The organism is Roseibium sp., from assembly GCF_050301095.1.
Taxonomy (GTDB): domain Bacteria; phylum Pseudomonadota; class Alphaproteobacteria; order Rhizobiales; family Stappiaceae; genus Roseibium.
Genome location: NZ_JBNKYW010000132.1, coordinates 1 through 17,608, shown reverse-complemented (window position 1 = coordinate 17,608; position 17,608 = coordinate 1). Strand labels below are relative to the sequence as shown.

19 protein-coding genes are annotated in these 17,608 nt (G+C 61.2%); 10 read left to right on the top strand and 9 right to left on the bottom strand.

Features of this window, described 5'->3' with window-relative positions:
* Nucleotides 1-246 precede the first annotated feature (246 nt).
* Together argE and ACQY7U_RS12365 are read right to left on the bottom strand one after the other, a co-directional pair.
* Nucleotides 247-1,416, bottom strand: a complete 1,170-nt coding sequence (gene argE, locus ACQY7U_RS12370) for an acetylornithine deacetylase (RefSeq protein WP_428644860.1) — start codon at nt 1,414-1,416, stop codon at nt 247-249.
* Between the two features lie 19 nt (nt 1,417-1,435).
* Nucleotides 1,436-3,202 carry an adenylate/guanylate cyclase domain-containing protein gene (locus ACQY7U_RS12365; RefSeq protein ID WP_428644859.1) on the bottom strand — a complete coding sequence of 589 codons (1,767 nt, stop codon included), beginning with the start codon at nt 3,200-3,202 and terminating at the stop codon, nt 1,436-1,438.
* A gap of 159 nt (nt 3,203-3,361) precedes the next feature.
* On the opposite strand from ACQY7U_RS12365, the gene ACQY7U_RS12360 reads away from it, so the two are divergent.
* Nucleotides 3,362-3,721 carry an ArsC family reductase gene (locus ACQY7U_RS12360; protein ID WP_428644862.1) on the top strand — a complete coding sequence of 120 codons (360 nt, stop codon included), beginning with the start codon at nt 3,362-3,364 and terminating at the stop codon, nt 3,719-3,721.
* A gap of 172 nt (nt 3,722-3,893) precedes the next feature.
* Here ACQY7U_RS12360 and ACQY7U_RS12355 read toward each other — a convergent pair whose 3' ends face one another.
* The gene (locus tag ACQY7U_RS12355) at nt 3,894-4,310 is read right to left on the bottom strand and encodes a YcbK family protein (protein ID WP_428644857.1); all 417 of its coding nucleotides are present in this window, start codon (nt 4,308-4,310) and stop codon (nt 3,894-3,896) included.
* A gap of 194 nt (nt 4,311-4,504) precedes the next feature.
* On the opposite strand from ACQY7U_RS12355, the gene ACQY7U_RS12350 reads away from it, so the two are divergent.
* Both ACQY7U_RS12350 and ACQY7U_RS12345 read left to right on the top strand, forming a co-directional pair.
* A complete protein-coding gene (locus tag ACQY7U_RS12350; protein WP_428644855.1) occupies nt 4,505-5,821 on the top strand; it encodes an aspartate aminotransferase family protein in 1,317 nt (438 codons plus the stop codon).
* 4 nt (nt 5,822-5,825) lie between these two features.
* A complete protein-coding gene (locus ACQY7U_RS12345) occupies nt 5,826-6,608 on the top strand; it encodes a 3-keto-5-aminohexanoate cleavage protein (protein WP_428644853.1) in 783 nt (260 codons plus the stop codon).
* A 48-nt stretch (nt 6,609-6,656) separates the two neighbouring features.
* On the opposite strand, the gene ACQY7U_RS12340 is transcribed toward ACQY7U_RS12345, so the two are convergent.
* The 3 genes from ACQY7U_RS12340 to ACQY7U_RS12330 all read right to left on the bottom strand — a co-directional run bounded on the left by ACQY7U_RS12340 (nt 6,657) and on the right by ACQY7U_RS12330 (nt 8,538).
* The gene (locus ACQY7U_RS12340) at nt 6,657-7,583 is read right to left on the bottom strand and encodes a LysR family transcriptional regulator (RefSeq protein ID WP_428644851.1); all 927 of its coding nucleotides are present in this window, start codon (nt 7,581-7,583) and stop codon (nt 6,657-6,659) included.
* A gap of 154 nt (nt 7,584-7,737) precedes the next feature.
* The gene (locus ACQY7U_RS12335; protein ID WP_428644849.1) at nt 7,738-7,932 is read right to left on the bottom strand and encodes a hypothetical protein; all 195 of its coding nucleotides are present in this window, start codon (nt 7,930-7,932) and stop codon (nt 7,738-7,740) included.
* 78 nt (nt 7,933-8,010) lie between these two features.
* Entirely contained in the window at nt 8,011-8,538 is a 528-nt protein-coding gene (locus ACQY7U_RS12330; RefSeq protein WP_428644847.1) for a TetR/AcrR family transcriptional regulator, read from the bottom strand.
* A 168-nt stretch (nt 8,539-8,706) separates the two neighbouring features.
* On the opposite strand from ACQY7U_RS12330, the gene ACQY7U_RS12325 reads away from it, so the two are divergent.
* Nucleotides 8,707-9,417, top strand: a complete 711-nt coding sequence (locus ACQY7U_RS12325; protein ID WP_428644845.1) for a methyltransferase family protein — start codon at nt 8,707-8,709, stop codon at nt 9,415-9,417.
* Between the two features lie 42 nt (nt 9,418-9,459).
* On the opposite strand, the gene ACQY7U_RS12320 is transcribed toward ACQY7U_RS12325, so the two are convergent.
* Both ACQY7U_RS12320 and ACQY7U_RS12315 read right to left on the bottom strand, forming a co-directional pair.
* Nucleotides 9,460-10,116 carry a substrate-binding periplasmic protein gene (locus tag ACQY7U_RS12320; RefSeq protein WP_428644844.1) on the bottom strand — a complete coding sequence of 219 codons (657 nt, stop codon included), beginning with the start codon at nt 10,114-10,116 and terminating at the stop codon, nt 9,460-9,462.
* 208 nt (nt 10,117-10,324) lie between these two features.
* Complete coding sequence (locus tag ACQY7U_RS12315; RefSeq protein WP_428644842.1) at nt 10,325-10,921, bottom strand: LysE family translocator; 597 nt, start codon at nt 10,919-10,921, stop codon at nt 10,325-10,327.
* A gap of 115 nt (nt 10,922-11,036) precedes the next feature.
* On the opposite strand from ACQY7U_RS12315, the gene ACQY7U_RS12310 reads away from it, so the two are divergent.
* From ACQY7U_RS12310 to ACQY7U_RS12285, 6 genes are all read left to right on the top strand, one after another.
* Nucleotides 11,037-12,446 carry a PLP-dependent aminotransferase family protein gene (locus ACQY7U_RS12310; protein WP_428644840.1) on the top strand — a complete coding sequence of 470 codons (1,410 nt, stop codon included), beginning with the start codon at nt 11,037-11,039 and terminating at the stop codon, nt 12,444-12,446.
* A gap of 138 nt (nt 12,447-12,584) precedes the next feature.
* A complete protein-coding gene (locus ACQY7U_RS12305; RefSeq protein WP_428644838.1) occupies nt 12,585-13,361 on the top strand; it encodes an energy-coupling factor ABC transporter ATP-binding protein in 777 nt (258 codons plus the stop codon).
* The gene (locus tag ACQY7U_RS12300; protein WP_428644837.1) at nt 13,358-13,966 is read left to right on the top strand and encodes an energy-coupling factor transporter transmembrane component T family protein; all 609 of its coding nucleotides are present in this window, start codon (nt 13,358-13,360) and stop codon (nt 13,964-13,966) included. Before ACQY7U_RS12305 ends, ACQY7U_RS12300 begins: the two co-directional genes overlap by 4 nt.
* Before the next feature lie 142 nt (nt 13,967-14,108).
* The gene (locus tag ACQY7U_RS12295; RefSeq protein WP_428644835.1) at nt 14,109-14,663 is read left to right on the top strand and encodes a biotin transporter BioY; all 555 of its coding nucleotides are present in this window, start codon (nt 14,109-14,111) and stop codon (nt 14,661-14,663) included.
* Between the two features lie 27 nt (nt 14,664-14,690).
* Nucleotides 14,691-16,142 (top strand): AMP-binding protein, encoded by a 1,452-nt coding sequence (locus ACQY7U_RS12290; protein WP_428644833.1) that lies wholly within the window; start codon nt 14,691-14,693, stop codon nt 16,140-16,142.
* Nucleotides 16,139-17,311 (top strand): thiolase family protein, encoded by a 1,173-nt coding sequence (locus ACQY7U_RS12285; protein WP_428644831.1) that lies wholly within the window; start codon nt 16,139-16,141, stop codon nt 17,309-17,311. Before ACQY7U_RS12290 ends, ACQY7U_RS12285 begins: the two co-directional genes overlap by 4 nt.
* A 16-nt stretch (nt 17,312-17,327) precedes the next feature.
* Here the strand turns inward: ACQY7U_RS12285 and ACQY7U_RS12280 are convergent.
* The coding region (locus ACQY7U_RS12280) for a hypothetical protein (protein ID WP_428644829.1) at nt 17,328-17,608 on the bottom strand (281 nt) is incomplete at its 5' end.

The following is a 17,608-nucleotide window of genomic DNA, read 5'->3' as shown; positions in this document are numbered from 1 at the left end:
GAGGCTGTAGGGATCCAGGGCATTCAAGGACCCCTGGAAGGCGTATTTCAAGGTTTCCGCGTGAACGGACGCACCTGTTCCGGTCATCAGCAAGGCTGCTGCAAGCACGATTGATTTTTTGTTCATGTTCCCCTCGTTTTTTCGGTTTTCCCGAATGGCTCCGTGGACGCTTATGCTGTTTGTTTTGTTCGCGTCCGACGTGTCGGTCCGAACTATGGCACCGTAACTGCCTGTGTTCAAACCCGTTTAACTGTCAAATTTCGAAATCCCCCGCACCAGCCGGTCGAGAAAGTCAGCGCAGCGGTCGAGTTCGGCCAGTTCGATGTATTCGTCCGGCTGATGGGCCTGGTCGATCGATCCGGGGCCGCAGACGATGGTCGACAGCCCATGTTCCTGGAAAATGCCGCCCTCGGTCGCATAGACGACGACATTGCGGGCATTGTCGCCCGTCAGGCGCCGCGCCGTGGTTTCGGCCAGTCCGTCCTGTTCTTCCCGCAGACCCGGCACGTTGGCGATTTCCGTCACGTCGACCCGGCAAGCGGGAGAAACCGCCTGCATGGCCGGCAGGATCTCGGCTTCGATGAAGGCCTTGTATCGTGACACCCAGACGGCCGCGCTTTCGCCCGGCAGCAGGCGGATATCGGTTACGAACTCGCAGTGCTGGGCGGTGATATTATGCGCCTGTCCGCCCTTTATCATGCCGCAATGGAGCGTCGTATAGGGTGGTTCGAACGGACAGTCCGGGTCGGCTTTCGCACGGTTCGCCGCCGTCTGCCGATCCATCCAGCCGATCAGCGCCGCCGCGGTGGAAATGGCCGAGACACCCCGGTGCAACTGGCTGGAGTGGACGGGATGACCGTGCACGGTTGTCTTCAGGACGGTAATGCCCTTGTGCCCCGTGACGACTTTCATGTTCGTCGGCTCGCCGACGAAAACGATGTCCGGCCTCGGTCCCTTCGCCAGCATGTCCTTGATGAGCGGCGGCGCGCCGTTGCAACCGACCTCCTCGTCGTAGGAGAGCGCGATGTGGATCGGTTTCGTGAGACGGGCCGCCAGGAAATCGGGAACCTTGGCAAGGACGGTCGCCGCAAAACCCTTCATGTCCGCGGAGCCCCGGCCATGCAGCCGTCCGCCGGCTTCCCAGGCGGAAAAGGGGTCGCGAGACCAGTCTTGGCCCTCGACGGGCACCACATCGGTGTGCGCGGACAGAACGATGCCGCCATCCACCGCCGGTCCGATCAGGGCATGCAGGGCAGCCTTCTGGCCGCTCTCGTCCGCAACCCGGTGGCATCTCACGCCGAGCCCGGCAAGATAGTCTTCCACAAAGGCGATCAGCTCGAGATTGCTGCGATCGGAAACGGTGTTGAAGGAAATGAGGGTCTCCAGCATTTCCCGTGGCGTATAGGTCCGGCTCACACATCCTCCGGTCGGTTGATCAGGTGCCCGGAAGGTTTTTACCATCCGGTACGAAAAGCGTATCTAAGCTGGTCATCGTAAAGATTTGCAAGGGTCTTTCTTTTCCGCGCAGTGTGATTTCCGCAGTTTCCGCGCCCGGAATCTCCGCGCCCGCGGCGTCGATCACGGTTCTGGAGACGGCCAGAAAACTGTTGTGGGCCTTGTTTTCGCTCTCCAGCCGGCTGGCTGTGTTCACCACGTCGCCGAGAGCCGTCAGGCCGCTCCGCTTGCCGCCCGTTCCGGCGGCGCCGATACGTCCCAGGATGGCCGGACCCATGTGCAGGCCGATGCCGAGGCGGATCGGGTCGCGGAACTGCGGGCTCTTCTCCGCCTCCAGGGATTTCATGACCGCCTCGATCCGGCGGCAAGCATTGAGCGCCTGTCTGGCGCCGGTCTTAGCGTCCACATCCATGCCGAAAATTGCCATGATGCCGTCGCCGATGAACTTGTCGACGAAACCACCCTCGGCGCGGATGGCCGCGGAGGACTGGTCGAGATAGTTGTTGAGCAGGTGGACCACGTCATAGGCCAGTTGCGATTCGGTGATCTTCGTGAAATTGCGCAGGTCGACGAACATCACCACAACTTCCTGCTCGACACCCCAGTGGTAGGCATCGCCCAGATGTTCGCTGCTGCCCGCCCCAGCCTTGACCGGCACGAGCGGCTGCACGGAGATGTGGTGTTTGGGGCGGATCTGACAGGCCAGGCGGACGTTCTCGCCGGCGGCAATCCGGGACAGAACGGCAGCTTCCGGCGCGTCGGGCGCGGCGAGATGCTCTGCCCCCTCAAGCACTTTCACCCGGCAGGTGGAACAACGCGCCCGGCCGCCGCAGACCGCGGCGTGGGGGATGTCTTTCATCCGGCTGATTTCCAGAAGAGTCGGACCGGGTGCGGCCCGGATCTTCAGGCCGCCCGGATAGGTCACCGAAATCCCCCGGGCAAAGCGGCGGGAGAGGTATCGAACCAGAACCACGCCCAGGCTGATCAGGACAAGCCCGTAAACGACGGCGCGGAAATTGTCGGCGAAACCATAAAGCCAGTCGAACTGCTCATCCGTGACCCTCAGCTTCACGTCCCTTTTAAGCTGAAGCCTGCGCGCTCCTTCGACAAAGCCCCACAGGGCAAGCACCGGCAGAGCGACGGCAAAGGTGACGGCGGCATATTTCAGTCGATGATAGAGCGGATAAAGCCGGAGCCAGAAATGCAGTCCGATCATGGCATGGGTCCAGACGACCACAAGCAGCAGGCCCTGCTGGAACGCCTTGTCGGGCCAGAGAATGGTCAGCATCTGGTCGTAGGTCGGTGAGAAACCGAATTCCTTGGCAAGCCCCATGGTCGCGCTGACATGCGGGATCAGGGTCCAGGGAATATAAAGGCCGAGCACGAGTTGGCAGAATTCCCAGCGGGGGATCTTGAAGGTCCGCCGCCGGCTCGTACGCCACAGCGCAAGGGTGACATGGGTCAGGGCCGCCGTGAGGAGAACCGTTTCGCCCAGGGGGCTGCGCCAGACCCAGTAGTGCCAGATCGACGCCTTGTCCATCGCTTCCACGGAGATGATGCCGAGTGCGTGATTGAGGAAGTGGCTGAGGCAGAAGGTGAAGAGGGTGAGGCCGCTGGCGAGCCGCAGGCGCTGGCGCCAGTTGCCGGAGCCCGGTCCGCCTTTCAGCTTCGCCTGCGGGTTTGCCGCCTTGGCGGGCTGGACGGGTTTCGTGGAAGGGCCGGGAACGGTCATGACTGATTTGAACACGATGTGGTTGCGGGCGGCGCGAAGGTCCGGTCGGTGAATCTGTGACGTGCCGGCCGGACCGGGTCAACCACGGATCGTGGAAACTTGGGGAGAGCCCCCTTGAATCTCAAGGCGCAAAGGGCAAGTGTCCTGCCCGTGAGAGAAATGGAAAGGAAACCGATGAAGCTCTACGGCATCAAGAATTGCGACACCGTCAAGAAGGCCCGGAAATTCCTGGAGGAAGCCGGTGTCGATTATGAATTCCATGACTACAAGAAGGATGGTGTGGATGCCGACAAGCTGGCCAGGTTCGTCGGCGAGTTCGGTTGGGATGCGGTTCTGAACAAGCGCGGCACCACCTGGCGGCGGCTGGACGAGGCCACGCAGGAGAGTGTCACCGATGCCAAGAGCGCGCTTGACGTGATGATCGAAAACCCCTCGGTCATCAGGCGGCCCATCGTCGAGGGCGAAGCCAAGAACTTCATCGGCTTCGATGCGGTCGCCTGGGAAATGGCGCTGGAACTGGGCGAGTTGAAGTAGACGCCGAACCATCCCTCACTTGTCATCCCTGCAAAGGCAGGGATCAAGTTACCAGCTGACTAACGGGCCGACCCACCGGCCTTTTCAGGTTTCTGTCGCAGGGGATACCGGGTCCCGGTCTTGCCGCTATCGCGCCAAACCGGGATGACAAGTGTGGGGAAAGTGGCGCCGCCTACCACGTCCGGCGCGGGCCGGTGTCGATGTGGTAATGGCCGGAAGAGTAATGCTTGTAGCCGCCGACGTCCGGCTGCGCCTTCAAAAAGGCGATGACCGAGGACGGATCGCCACCGACGGTGAAATCGACCGCGCGGCAGTTGAGGTGGTAGGAATTTTTGGCTCCGCCCTTCCACCAGTTTTCCAGCCACCAGCGCTTGGTGGAATGAACGGTGACGCGGCCGTAGCGGTCGGCCACACGGTTCAGCACCTTCTTCAGTTTGCGCGGCACGCACCAGGAACTGTCGTCATAGTCGATGGAATTGTGGGACGCCGTCATCCAACCCATGCCGGTCACTCCGGCAACCGAGCCGCAGCCGGCAAGTGTGGCGGACAATCCGATGACAACAAGAGTGGCGAAGAGGTGCTGACGCATGGCGGGAAGCCTTGTAGGTAACTGATTTTGATGTCGTCCCCCACCGGCAAGGTTCCGCGAATTTGATTAAAATTGTGATGAAAAACGTGGTTAACGGCGATAAGAAACAAATGTTTCAGAATTGCAAATATTCTGATACAAATGTCACAAGGCCCGTAGGGGCCGTCTTATGATCACGTGCCGGATTTCACGCCATGTCCCATGTCTTTCCACGTCACACCAAAGCCGAGCCCCCTGTCGCGGTTGCCGGTGACGGGTGTTACATTGTTGATAAATCAGGAAAAAAATATTTCGATGGGTCTGGGGGCGCAGCGGTGTCCTGCCTTGGGCACAGCGATCCGGACGTCACCGAGGCCATCCGCAGCCAGATCGGCCGGATCGCCTTTGCCCACACCGGCTTCTTTACATCCGAACCGGCGGAAGAGTTGGCGGATCTGCTCATCGAACACGCTCCGGGAAATCTGGACCGGGTCTATTTTGTCTCCGGTGGCTCGGAAGCCGTTGAGGCAGCGCTGAAGCTGGCGCGCCAGTATTTTCTGGAGACAGGCGAGCCCTCGCGGCACCGGGTCATCGCCCGCCGTCAGAGCTATCACGGCAACACGCTCGGGGCTCTTGCGACCGGCGGCAACGAATGGCGGCGTGCCCCGTTTGCGCCGCTGATGATCGATACCTCGCATATTTCGCCCTGTTATGAATATCGTGGCCGGCGGGAAGACGAGACCGCCTTCGACTACGGCCAGCGGGTCGCCAATGAACTGGAGACGGAAATCCTGCGGCTGGGTCCGGAAAACGTCATGGCCTTCGTCGCCGAACCCGTTGTCGGGGCAACAGCGGGCGCCGTGCCCCCGGTCGAAGGCTATTTCAAACGCATCCGGGAGATCTGCGACAAATACGGCATCCTGCTGATCCTGGACGAGGTCATGTGCGGCATGGGCCGGACCGGTACGCTGTTTGCCTGCGAGCAGGACGGTATCGCGCCGGATATCCTGTGCATCGCCAAGGGGCTGGGCGCGGGTTACCAGCCGATCGGCGCCATGCTGTGCACTTCAGACATTTATTCTGCAATAGAGAACGGCTCGGGGTTCTTCCAGCACGGTCACACCTACATCGGCCACCCGACCGCCTGCGCGGCGGCGCTGGCGGTGTTCCGGAAGCTGACCGGCGGCATCGCCGGCCGGGTCGGGCCTATGGGGGAAAAACTGGACGTGGCGCTGCAGAGCGCCTTCGGTCAGCACCCTCATGTCGGCGACATTCGCGGACGCGGCCTTTTCCGCGGCATCGAGATTGTCGAGGACAGGGTGTCGAAGAAACCCTTCGACCCGAAACGTGGCCTTGCCAAGAGCCTCAAGAAGGCGGCCTTCGATGCAGGCCTGATCTGCTATCCGATGGGGGGCACCATTGACGGCATCGCCGGCGATCATGTGCTGCTGGCTCCGCCCTTCATTCTGGAGGACGCCCATATCGGCGAAATCACGGACAAGTTGGACCGCGCGTTCCGGACGGTTTTCTAAAGACATGAGCCAGCACTCCGATTTTCCGCCCTTGCCGGCGATCATGGTGGCGCCCAACGGCGCGCGCCGGTCCAAGGCCGACCACCCGGCGCTGCCCATGACCATTGGCGAAACGGTGGAAACCGCCAGAGCCTGTTTCGAAGCGGGTGCCCAAGGCATTCACGCCCATGTCCGGGGGCCGGACGGCGCTCATGTTCTGGATGCCGGACTCTACCGGGAGCTTTTGTCCGAGATGCAGGTCGCCGTGCCGCGCATGCAGGTCCAGATCACCACCGAGGCCGTCGGCCTGTACTCCCCGCAGATTCAGCGTGAGCTGGTTTATGACGTGAAGCCGAAAGCCGTCTCCGTCGCCATCCGTGAAATGGTGCCGGAGCGGGAAACTGACGCGGCCGGGGTTTTTTATGCACGTGCGCTGGACCAGGGCAGCTGCATCCAGCATATCGTCTACAGCGCGGAGGACCTGAGCCGCTTTTTCGGCCTGGTGGCGGAGAGTGTCATCCCGGGTCGCCGCCACCAGCTGCTGTTTGTTCTGGGGCGTTATTCCTCAGGCCAGGAAAGCGATCCTGACGACCTTTCGCCGTTCCTGAATGTTCTGGAAACGAACCGCAGGGACTTCGATCTCGACTGGGCGGTCTGCGCCTTTGGTCACCGGGAAACGGACTGCCTGGTCAGGGCTTCCGAGGAGGGGGGCAAGGCGCGGATCGGGTTTGAAACGGCTTTTGGAACCGGGACGGATCACTGGCAAAGGACAATGCCGACCGGGTGCGGGATCTCGTTTCGGCACTGAAGGAAAATACGCCGGTCCGCTCTTGAGGCAGGCGTTGTCCTGCTGTCCTCACGCGACCGTCGCCAGGGTTGAAAACACCGGCATCCCGTCGCGCTTCAGTTCGGACTGCACCCAGTCGCGGAAGAGCCGCACCTTGCGGCTGTTCCTGTTGGCGGGCGGATAGCACAGATACCAGCTTTCGTCGTCGGCCCGGCAGGTCAGCTCGAACGGCTGGATGAGCTGGCCTGTTTCCAGCGCGGTCTTGCAGAAATAGGGGGTGAGGATCGCGACCCCCTGCCCGGCAATCGCCCTGTTGGCTTCCAGCGCCTGGGAGCCCATGCGCGAATTCGGATACCCGCTCAGGTCCACGTCCGGAAGCCCGGCCGCTTCGAACCAGATGGTCCACCAGCGGTCGCGCGGATCGACCAGCGGCAATTTCAGAAGATCTTCCGGTTTCTCGATGCTGCCGATGGTTGCCGCAAGGGATGGGCTGAGCAGCGGCGTAAATTTCGCCTGCACGATCTCATGGGCGATCCATCCCTTGGGCGGTGCCTTGCAGGCGGAGATGACAATGTCCGAATTGTCGAATTCGGGCGAGGCATTCGGCCCGTAGGGCAGGATGCGGACCGCGACATCGGGATTTTGCATCTGGAAATGCACCAGCCGGTTCGATAGCCAGTTGACCGCGAAGGTGGTGTTGCTGGAAACGACCAGTTGCCCGGCATTCTTTTCCGCGACGTCCTCGAAGGCGTCACGTAGCGTGGAAAAGGCATCGACGACCTTTGTTGCCAATTGCGCGCCGTGATCTGTCAGCTCGATCTTGCGGGCCTTGCGGGTGAAAAGGGCAAAGCCCAGCTTTTCCTCCAGCAGCTTGATCTGATAGCTCACAGCGGCCTGGGTCATGCCCAGTTCCTCGCCCGCCTGGGTAAAACTCAGGTGGCGGCTTGCGGCTTCAAAGGCGCGAATGGCGGGCAGTGGGGGCAGGTTGCTTGGCATGCATAAGTCTCCCTTATGCATACTTATCGAAATTCTGTTGGTAAGACAAGCGCAGCAGGCCGATATGTAGCTCTCAGGACAAGGAGTTACAGAAATGTCATGGATTCTTGGTTTCAAGGGCAAAGGTGCAATCCATCAACAGGACTTGGGCATATCATTCAAAAGGCTGATCGATGCGGTCTTTGTCCGCCTTGCCCCGGGCGCGCGCAGAAGGCCCGATGTTGCGGATCTGCCAGCCGATCTGCTGCAGGATATCGGCCTGCCGGAGGGCCGGCGCCGGGCCGCATCCTTTGAAGAACGCTGGCGTTCGGAATTGAAGTGCATGGAACGGTGAGGCGGACAGCTTCATTCCGGCCGCTCTCTCCCCTTGCTGCCGGATGGGTTCAGGCCTGCCGGGCAATTTGATCCGGCAGGCCTGTTCTGCTTTTCAGAGCAGTTTTTCAAGTGCCGGAAAGAGCCGGTCGTAATCGAGCCGGCCGCCGGTGAAGTGACGCATCAGCAGCGTACCCAAGAGCAGGCACAAGACGGCGTCGGCATCGTTGTCGCGGCAATGTTTTTCGACCTGATGCCGCATTTCCTCATTGGCCAGTGCCATAGCCGGGTCTGCCGCGATCTCGTCCGGGCTCTTGCCGCGCAGATAATCAAAGAGCAGTGACATCTCGCTGGCAAAGCCGGGCTCCAGCCGTCTGGCAAATCCGAGCAGCGCTTCCGCCGCACTTTCGTCCGGTCGATCTGCCGGAAGATCGTCCTCCGGCGGGGACATGACCACTTCCGTGCAGGCCAGGAACAGGCTCTTCTTGGTCGGAAAATAGTGATAGAGCGCGCTTTTCGACAGCCCCAGTTCCTCGGCAACCCGCCGCATGCCGAGGCCGGAATAACCGTGTTCGGAAAAGAGAGGGGCCACTTTTCGCGCGAGTTCCAGGCGGTAGGCGGCGTGGTCGATCTGTTTCGGCATTTTTATCGTCCGGTTGGTCGATAAACTTATTGACCAGGACCGGGGGTGTCGTCTAGATCTCTTTTTCGACCAATTGGACGAAAAAGATTTTTACGGACCGTCGCAACGGCCGGGCCATGGTGTCCTGCTCGTGTGAAGCTGGTTCGATCATCAGGAATGAGGTTCTGAATGGCCAAGTCGGGTGGCGTCAGCCGTGACCATGCAAGGTCGATCAGTGCAAAGGCCGTTTTTGCGGGACTGCACCTTTTGTCCGTTCTTCTGTGTGCCTGGCTGCTGATGGGAGGCTGGGTTTGGCTGGGACAAATGACCGGCTTGAAGCTCAGCCTGTCCGATCCCTTCCGTGGAACGCTGCTTCTTGCCTGCGCCCTGCTCTACTTCGCCCGCCATTTGCTGACGCTGTTTTATCTCCTGAAGCGGAAGCTCGACTATTCGGAGGTGTTCGGTCTGGCGCTGTTCATGGGTGTTTTCGAAATCGGTTTTCTATTGCTCGGCGCCGGTGCCTTGCGGGAGACGGCCATTCCATTTGGCCCGCTGGACGTTGCCGGTATCGCGCTCGTGCTGGCCGGTTCGTTTCTCAACAGCTATTCCGAACTGCAGCGCCACTGGTGGAAAGGTGACGGCGCCAATCGGGGTCACTGTTTCACCGGCGGCCTGTTCGCCTGTTCCATGCACATCAATTATTTCGGTGACACCGTCCTGTTCACTGGTTGGGCGCTGCTGACCCTGTCCGCGATTGCCTTCGCGGTGCCGGTCTTCATGGCGGTCTCCTTCGTCTTCTTCCACATCCCGGCGCTGGATGCCTATCTGTCGGATCGTTATGGCGCCGAATTCGACGCCTATGCGGCCCGGACGAAAAAATTCATGCCGTTTGTCTATTGAAGCCTTGCGGAAGACCTGCGAAGTCGCGCGGTAACCGGACCGTCACCGGTATTTGCCATGGATCCTGTCGTAGGTTCCGTCGTCACGCAGTTCAGCCAGAGCTTCGTTGAACAGCGTAAGAAGGCCGGCCGAATCCGGGTGTTTCCTTGAAAAGCACAGGTGATAGTCCCAGGTTTCCGTTTCCAGGAAATTGAACCGGTCCGTCATGCCGAGCTGCATGATCTGAAATTCGGAGGCTTTTTTGCCTGTGTACAGAAAATCGAACCGGCCGAGCGCCAACATCTGGAAACCGGCGACTTCCGAACGCACTTCGATCGGTTTCGCCCCGAGTTCAACCAGCTTGGTGAACGATGCGTAGCCGGATATGGAGGCAACGCTGTGACCGACGACATCTGCCAGTTTCGAAATGTCGGGCAGCACAAAGTCCCGCCGGAAAAAAAGACCATAGGTGTCCTGGCTGATGGGGGCGCTGAAGAGATAGGTATTCAACCGCTCGGCATTCTTGGCACAGGACAGCAGCGCAGGTGACAGGCCGTTGGCGGTGTCGCTGAGCGCTCGCGTCCACGGGACGTAAACGATCGCTGCAACCAGCCCCTTGCGGGCAAAGGCCTCAACCACGACCTCATGATCGAAGCCATGGAGCCCATTCACCGGTTCGCTCATTTCGAAAGGCGGATAATGGACCGCCAAGACACGCACCGTCTGACCGGGTTCCATCGCAGAACCCGGACGAGGGCAGAACAGGAATGCCAGGCAAACCAGGAATGCGGTGATCGGTAACCCTTGCATGGACGCAGACCCGCGACGGTGATTGAGAACAACAGCTTCCCTCCGAACCTATCAAGAAATCCGAGAATTTTCATTGATGCTGTCGGGAGGATCCCGGCCCCCGAGTTATCACTCCTGGCTAGATCATCAGAGCCCAGACCGTCGCTGCCAGCATGGCAACCGCCATGGCGATGGTGATGGACCGCATCAGCGGACCGTTTCCGATCAACGCGAGAATGGAAACCCCGACCAGCGCCCAGAGCGAATGGAACACCAGGCCGCCGAGCAGGAAACCGGCAGCAAGGATGATTGCGTTCTCGTTGATGCCGAGGCCGTTGCCGGCAAAGAAGGTCGAAAAGGCCACCAGGTTCATTGCCCAGGTTTTCGGGCTGAGCGGATGGATCAGCAGGCCTTCCCAAAAGCTCGGCAGGGCGACCTCGCCCTTGGGCTTGACGGTCAGCGAAACGATCCGCCAGGCGAGGTAGGTCATATAGGCCATGCTCAGAACCTTGAAGAGCGTGACGACCGGACCGCCCCCGGCCATGACATGCCCGAGGCCGTAGGCAACGCTCAAGGCCAGCGGCAGGTATCCGACTTGCGCGGCAACGATCACCGGCAAGGCCGACCGGTAGCCGGAAGCAGCGCCAATGGCCAGAAAGGTCAGGTTCCCCGGGCCGGGCGTTCCCGTCATGACGATGACGAAGACGGCAAAAGCCAGAAACGTGGCGGTGTCCATGGAATGTCTCCAGACAATATGTCAGATTACTCGCTACATTCGATGCAATCGATACAATGCGTGAAAACACTAAATGTCTTGAGAAATTGTATCGGTCAATGATAACATTGTCCTTATGACAATGTGGATCCCGAACATCGAGGCCGTGCAGGGTCCGATTTATCTTGCCATTGCCGATGCGCTGGAAGCGGACATCAAGTCCGGCACGCTGGCGCAGGGCGACCGCCTGCCGCCGCAGCGCGAACTCGCCTACCAGCTCGGCATAACGCTCGGCACCGTGACCCGGGCCTACGGCGAAGCCGAACGGCGCCGGCTGGTGAAGGGGGAAACCGGTCGGGGGACCTATGTCGCCTCCGAAACCCCGCAGGTCTCTCCTCTTGTCCCGAAGGAAGGCGAGCCTGAAGCCGTGGATCTGGCCCGCAATTTCGCCTATCCCCATCTGAACCCGAGCCTGTCCGAAGGGCTTGTGCGCATGGCAAGGACAGCCGGTATCGATCGGCTGAACGGTTTCGTGCCTTCCGAAGGTCTGAAGACCCACCGGGAGACCGGCGTGCTGGTCTTCAAGGATTACGGCCTTGAGGCCGATCCGGACCGTGTTGCGGTCACCTGCGGTGCTCAGCACGGCATTCAGGTCACCTGTCAGGCGCTGTTCCGGGCCGGTGATGCCATTGCCGTCGACCGCTTCACCTACCCTTCCATCTTTTCCTCGCTGGAAAGCCTAGGTCTGAAACCCGTGCCCCTGCCCGCCCTGCGCCGCTCCGACGGCGGCTTCGGTGCCATGGCGCCCGATGCGCTTGCCCGCGCCGCTGAGACCCATGGTATCAGGGGTGTTTTCCTGATGCCGAACATGCAGAACCCGACCACCCACACCATGTCGCTCGAGGAGCGCGAAAACATTGTCGAGGTTGCCCGGGCGCACGATCTGAAGATCGTCGAGGATGATCCCTACACCCCCTTCCTGCCGGAAACCCTGCCCGCCTTCGGTGCGCTGGCCCCGGAGCGCACGGCTTCGATCGCCAGTATCTCGAAGGTCTGCTCGCCGGGAAGCCGGATCGGCTTTGTTCACGTGCCAGCGTCTTTCGGCGACAGCATCCGCAACAAGATCGGCGAAAGCACCTGGATGGCCTCGCCGATCACCGCCGAGCTGATCGCCGGCTGGGTGCGCGAAGGCTATCTCTTCAAGGCCCTGCGTCTGAAACGGCGGGCCAACCGGGAACGGTTCCTGAGCGCGCAGAAGATCCTCGCCCCCTATTTCCTGCAAGGCGATCCCAGCAAGGTTTTCGGCTGGCTGCGCCTGCCCGGCCCGGTCGATCCGGATCTGCTCCAGGCAGCCCTCGGACATCAGGGCGTGTCGGTGCTTTCCTCCCGTTATTTCCAGGTCAGGGACCAGGCCCCTGCCCCTTACCTGCGTCTCACTTTCGGCTCGGAGGAGTCCGACGAACGGTTCTGCTGGGCCCTGGAGCGGATCAAGGCGACCATCGACCAATTGGCCGAATTGCCCGACCTGACACGTCCGGTAGGATAGGCCCGATGACAGGGACAAGCCGTCTGGACCGGACGTCTCCTGCCCTGTTGCGATTTTGACATCGGGCCTGATCCGGTCAATAAGCGCCACAACAAGGCAGCTGGACCGGGCGCGCAGCATCGGCCGCAACGAGGTGGCATGGCTTTCTGGGCAAAAAAGAACGGCAACGAAAAGGCACCCGTCTGCGATCCGGACGCGGCGCCCTATGCGGTGTTCGAGGGCGTCGGCCTTGCCATCGGCAAGCGCCGCATTCTGAAGGGCCTGTCCCTGACCTTGAGCGAGGACCGTGTCGGTGTCATCGGTCTGAACGGTTCGGGCAAAAGCTCCTTCGTCAGGCTGCTCAATGGGCTCAGGGCTCCGGATACCGGCGCGTTGACCCTTTTCGGGGCATCTTTCGACAAGGCTGAACCCGAATTGCCGCGCCATGTCGGGTTCGTGTTCCAGAACCCGGACCATCAGGCGATCTTTCCGACGGTCGAGGAAGAAATCGCATTCGGCCTGACGCAGCTTGGCGCGGACAAGGTGGAAAGCCGGACCCGCGCCTTGGCCTTTCTGGAGCGTCATGGCTGTGCGCATCTGGCCGGCTCGCCCTTCGCCGAACTTTCCGAAGGCCAGAAACAGCTCATTTGCATTCTCGCGGTCCTTGTCATGGAGCCGCGTCTGCTGGTTCTGGATGAACCCATGACAAGCCTGGATGCGCTTGCTTCCGGCCGGATCCACGACATGATCCTGTCGTTGCCCCAGAAGATCGTCATGGTCAGCCACGATCTCAGCCATTTCAGCGGTTTCGACCGGCTTCTCTGGCTGGAGGGCGGCCGCCTGCGCATGGACGGCAAGCCGCACGAAGTGATCGCGGCCTATTCGGACGACATCGACCGCCGGCTGGGCGGCAGACCGGAGCTGGCGGCGCTGTGATCTCGATTTATCTTCAGGGCGACACCTGGGCCCACAGACTTCCCGCCGGCCTCAAGCTGCTGACCGTGGCTGTCGGCAGCCTGCTGCTCTTCCGGGTGACGTCTCTCCTGGTCTTCCTGCCCTGTCTCCTCGCGGTGCTCGGCGCTTATGCCTCGCTCGGGCGGGACGGCTTGCGGCAATTGAAACTTCTGCGCGGCCTGACCGTGTTTCTCGCCTTCATCCTGGTCCTGCACTGGTACTCGGGTACGACCGCCGAAGGCATTGCCGTGGCCCTGCGCCTGATCGTTCTCTTCCTGGCGGCCAATTTCGTCTCCATCACCACGCGCATGGACGACATGCTGGAAGCCGTCACCCCGCTCTTCAAACCGTTGGAATGGGTGGGTATGTCCCCCAAGAAACCGGCCCTGGGGGTCGCGCTGGTGCTGCGGTTCGCACCGCATCTGATGCAGGTCTTCTCCATGTTGCGTGAAGCCTGGCAGGCGCGCACGGGAAAGAAAACCTCCTGGCGCCTGATCGCCCCTTTCGCCATTCAGTCCCTGCGCATGTCGGACAATGTCGCCGAAGCGCTCAAGGCACGCGGCGGCTCGGAGGGCCTGTCAAGGTAACCATAAAAACAACCGGATATTGCTGGCAACGTCTCGGGTTTTGCGCTATCCGGCCTGCACATGACGCCACGTCGCCCCGGAGGCGGACCAGAAGTCGGTAGGACGGCGCGGCGATAAGGATCAGAAGAAAAGGTGGGAACAGATGACTGATCGCTCTCTCGTACATATTGCATTCTACGCGGCGCTTATTGCGGCTCTGGGTTTGATCCCGCCGGTTGCCATTCCTTTCATGGGAGGCGTGCCGATCACCGCGCAGACGCTTGGCGTCATGCTGGCGGGCGTCATGCTCGGCCCGGTTCGCGGCGGGCTCGCCGTGCTCCTGTTCCTGTTCCTGGTCGCGCTCGGCGCACCGTTCCTGTCTGGTGGCCGTGGTGGTCTGGGCGTTTTTCAGACCGCGTCGGTCGGCTTTCTGATCGGCTGGCCGGTCGGGGCTTTTGTGGCCGGCTGGATCATGCGCGCCACCGGCGAAATGAACATTCTGCTTTCCGCCGCCATTGCCGGGGTCATCGGCGGAATTCTGGTCGTCTACGCCTTCGGCATTCCGGGTGTTGCCATCATGGCCAACATCTCCCTGGCGAAAGCGGCAGCCGGCAGCGCAGTCTACATCCCGGGCGATCTGATCAAGGTGGCCGTTACCGCCGTCGTCGTCCAGACAGTCGCTCGCGGTCTGCCGGGCGCGCTGCTGTCGCGCGCCTGATGCACGCGTAGCCGGTGACAGCGCTCCATGGCCTACATCGGCGACCGGCTTGAGGTCTTTGCCGGAACAACGCCGGACCGGACTGCGCTTGCATGCGGCCCGGTCCGGCTGAGCTGGCGGGACCTGATCGAAACAATCGGGGTGGCGGAAACCCAAATCCGCCGCCGCACTTCTTTCGGGGCGCGCATTGCCCTTCTCCTGAAGAACCCGGCGGAGTTGATCATCTGCTTTTTCGCCTGCGCGCGTTCAGGCCGGATCGCGGTGGTTCTGGACCCGGAGTGGCCCGAGGCCCGCAAGCAGGCAACCCTGGATACAATCAGCGCCGGTCTGCTGATCGACGACGCGCGTTTTTCCGCATTCAAAAGCTCTGCCGTCACCGCCCCGGTCGATGCCGGGGTTGCCGAAGACCCGGCTCCCGGCGAGGACGATCTCTTTTATGCAGGGTTCACCTCCGGAACGAGCGGAACGCCGAAGGGCTATGTGCGCACGCACGGCTCCTGGCTTGAAAGTTTCGCTCTTTCCGAACGGGAATTCGGCGCCTCCGGGGCAAACCGTGTCGTGCTGGCGGGTCAGCTCAATCATTCTCTTCATCTTTATGGCGCTGTCTGCGGGCTGGCCTGCGGGCAGGAAGTTGTGCTTCTGCCCCGCTTCGAACCTCGTGCTGTGTTGGCCGAGCTTGAAGGCGCGAGCGACGGTGCGGTCCTCTATGCCACCCCCACGCAACTTCACTACCTAGCGGAAGCCGCGAGGCGCAGCGGACCGGTCGTTGCTGTTGCCCAGGTCTTTTCCAGCGGTGCCAAATGGGGTGGCGAAGACAGGAACGCGCTCGCGCGGGTCTTCCCGAAAGCGCAGCTGATCGAATTCTATGGCGCGTCGGAGGCGAGTTTCATCACGGTCGCCAGGCCGGATGAGAGTATTCCGGAAGGATCGGTCGGCCGGGCGGCCTCTGGCGTCGACATCCTGATCGGCAATCCGGACACACCCGCTCCGTCAGGTGAGCCTGGTCCCGTCTGGGTCAGGAGCGCGATGCTCTTTTCCGGTTATATCTGTGGTGCCAGCCCGTTGACCCGCTGGCAGGACGGCTGGCTGACCTTTGGCGATCACGGCTATCTGGATGCGGATGGCTTCCTGTTCCTGACAGGGCGCGAAAACCGGATGATCGTGACGTCCGGCCTCAATGTCTATCCGGAGGAAATCGAAGCGGCGCTCTGCGCGCATCCGGCCGTCGCAGTTGCTGTGGTTGTCGGGCTTTCCGACAGGGCGCGCGGCGAACGGCTGGAGGCCGCGGTTCAGTTGTCTTCTGATTTGCCGGAGGCGGAAGCCTTTCTTCAAAAACATTGCAAGGCCCTGCTCGGAACTGGAAAGGTGCCGAGACGGATCAAGGTGGTTGACCGTCTGCCGCTGACGGCGGGCGGTAAACCGGATATCCAGCGGATAACCAGCGACCTTTCTAAAGAAGCATGCAAGGAGGGGATGTGAGCGCAAAACGCCGGGCTGTCATTGTTGCCGCAAGACGAACGGCTGTCACGCCGCGGGGCGGCGCCCTCTCCCATCTTCAGGCCGATGAACTGGCAGCCCCGGTTCTGACACGGCTGATCCGGGATGCGGGCCTGACACCGGGCAATGTCGACCATGTGCTTCTGGGCAATGCGCTTTATGGCGGCGGTAATCCCGCGCGTCTGGCGGCCCTGAGAGCCGGTCTGCCACAATCCGTTCCCGCGCTCACCATCGATACGCAATGCTGTTCGGGTCTCGACGCCATTTTAATGGGCGCCCGGATGATCGAGGCAGGCGCCGCGGACTGCGTTCTGGCCGGCGGAACCGAAAGTTTCAGCCGGTCTCCGATCCGTATGCGCCGGCCGAGGACGACGGATGAGGACCCGGTCGCCTACGACCGCCCGCCGTTTGCACCGCCACCCTTCACGGATCCCGATCTGGCGGAAGCCGCCGCGGGCCTGGCGCAGCGGATGGGCATTTCCAGAAAACGCCAGTCGGACTTTGCGGTCCGCTCACACCACAGGGCACTGGCTGCAGAGAAAGCGACACAGGACAATCTGGTCTTTGTGGATGGCGGACCCGGGCGGGACAGTTTCACGAGAGCGCTTTCCGAGAAGGTTGCAGAACGGGCGCCTGTTCTGGCGGGAGTAGAGGAAACCGGCGTCACGGCGGCAACGATTGCCTGCGAGGCGGACGGGGCTGCTGCCGTATTGTTGCTCGCGGAAGATCACCCGGCTGCGCAAGCCGCGCCGGTTCTGCGCATTCTGGATGATGTGAGCTTGGGAGGCGATCCCGCCGATCCCGCCCTGGTACCCATCGCCGTGGCCAAAGCGCTCTTCTCCAAAGGGGGCATCGCTTCCAGGGACCTGGCAGTGGTGGAACTGATGGAAGCCTATGCGGTCCAGGCCATGGTGACGGCCGAAAGACTCGACCTTGATTTAGGCAGTCTCAATCCTCTGGGCGGCGCCCTTGCGCGGGGACATCCGATCGGTGCTTCGGGAGCGATTTTGGCGGTACAGCTGTTCGAACGGCTGATACGTCAGGAAACCCCTACGGAAGGTGCTCGTTCCATGGGTATGGCGTTGATTGCGGCAGCCGGCGGCCTTGGGTCAGGAGTGCTTGTAGAGGCAAGTGTGAACAAAGGCGGCTGAAAGATAAGTCTTTGTTTTAATGATATAAAATCTGCTGCTTGAATCTTTTTCCGGTTTTTTTGTTTTTTTTCGATTTTGGCAGTTGACGGGTGTGCTGGTGGTGCGTATAAACCGGTCCATCGACGGCGGCAACGTCGCTGGCGACAGGGTTTTGTGACCTTAATTCCAGAAAATTGGCACGATGAGGCCGGATCTGAAGGTTCGGTAGAGTGTTGTTTTCGCTTGAGAGTTTTGGCTGCGGGTCTGAAGAGGATTGGTCCTCTGTTCTTTGACAATTTGATATTTGAAGGAAGGGAA

Excerpts from the sequence above, each read along its gene's own strand:
- ACQY7U_RS12335 (WP_428644849.1), bottom strand. The coding sequence starts at position 7,932 with ATGAAGCTGTCCGCCTCACCGTTCCATGCACTTCAATTCCGAACGCCA.
- ACQY7U_RS12305 (WP_428644838.1), top strand. The coding sequence starts at position 12,585 with ATGGCTTTCTGGGCAAAAAAGAACGGCAACGAAAAGGCACCCGTCTGC.
- ACQY7U_RS12355 (WP_428644857.1), bottom strand. The coding sequence starts at position 4,310 with ATGCGTCAGCACCTCTTCGCCACTCTTGTTGTCATCGGATTGTCCGCC.
- ACQY7U_RS12330 (WP_428644847.1), bottom strand. The coding sequence starts at position 8,538 with ATGCCGAAACAGATCGACCACGCCGCCTACCGCCTGGAACTCGCGCGA.
- ACQY7U_RS12325 (WP_428644845.1), top strand. The coding sequence starts at position 8,707 with ATGGCCAAGTCGGGTGGCGTCAGCCGTGACCATGCAAGGTCGATCAGT.
- ACQY7U_RS12290 (WP_428644833.1), top strand. The coding sequence starts at position 14,691 with ATGGCCTACATCGGCGACCGGCTTGAGGTCTTTGCCGGAACAACGCCG.
- ACQY7U_RS12310 (WP_428644840.1), top strand. The coding sequence starts at position 11,037 with ATGACAATGTGGATCCCGAACATCGAGGCCGTGCAGGGTCCGATTTAT.
- ACQY7U_RS12315 (WP_428644842.1), bottom strand. The coding sequence starts at position 10,921 with ATGGACACCGCCACGTTTCTGGCTTTTGCCGTCTTCGTCATCGTCATG.
- ACQY7U_RS12295 (WP_428644835.1), top strand. The coding sequence starts at position 14,109 with ATGACTGATCGCTCTCTCGTACATATTGCATTCTACGCGGCGCTTATT.
- ACQY7U_RS12340 (WP_428644851.1), bottom strand. The coding sequence starts at position 7,583 with ATGCCAAGCAACCTGCCCCCACTGCCCGCCATTCGCGCCTTTGAAGCC.
- ACQY7U_RS12345 (WP_428644853.1), top strand. The coding sequence starts at position 5,826 with ATGAGCCAGCACTCCGATTTTCCGCCCTTGCCGGCGATCATGGTGGCG.
- ACQY7U_RS12350 (WP_428644855.1), top strand. The coding sequence starts at position 4,505 with ATGTCCCATGTCTTTCCACGTCACACCAAAGCCGAGCCCCCTGTCGCG.
- ACQY7U_RS12360 (WP_428644862.1), top strand. The coding sequence starts at position 3,362 with ATGAAGCTCTACGGCATCAAGAATTGCGACACCGTCAAGAAGGCCCGG.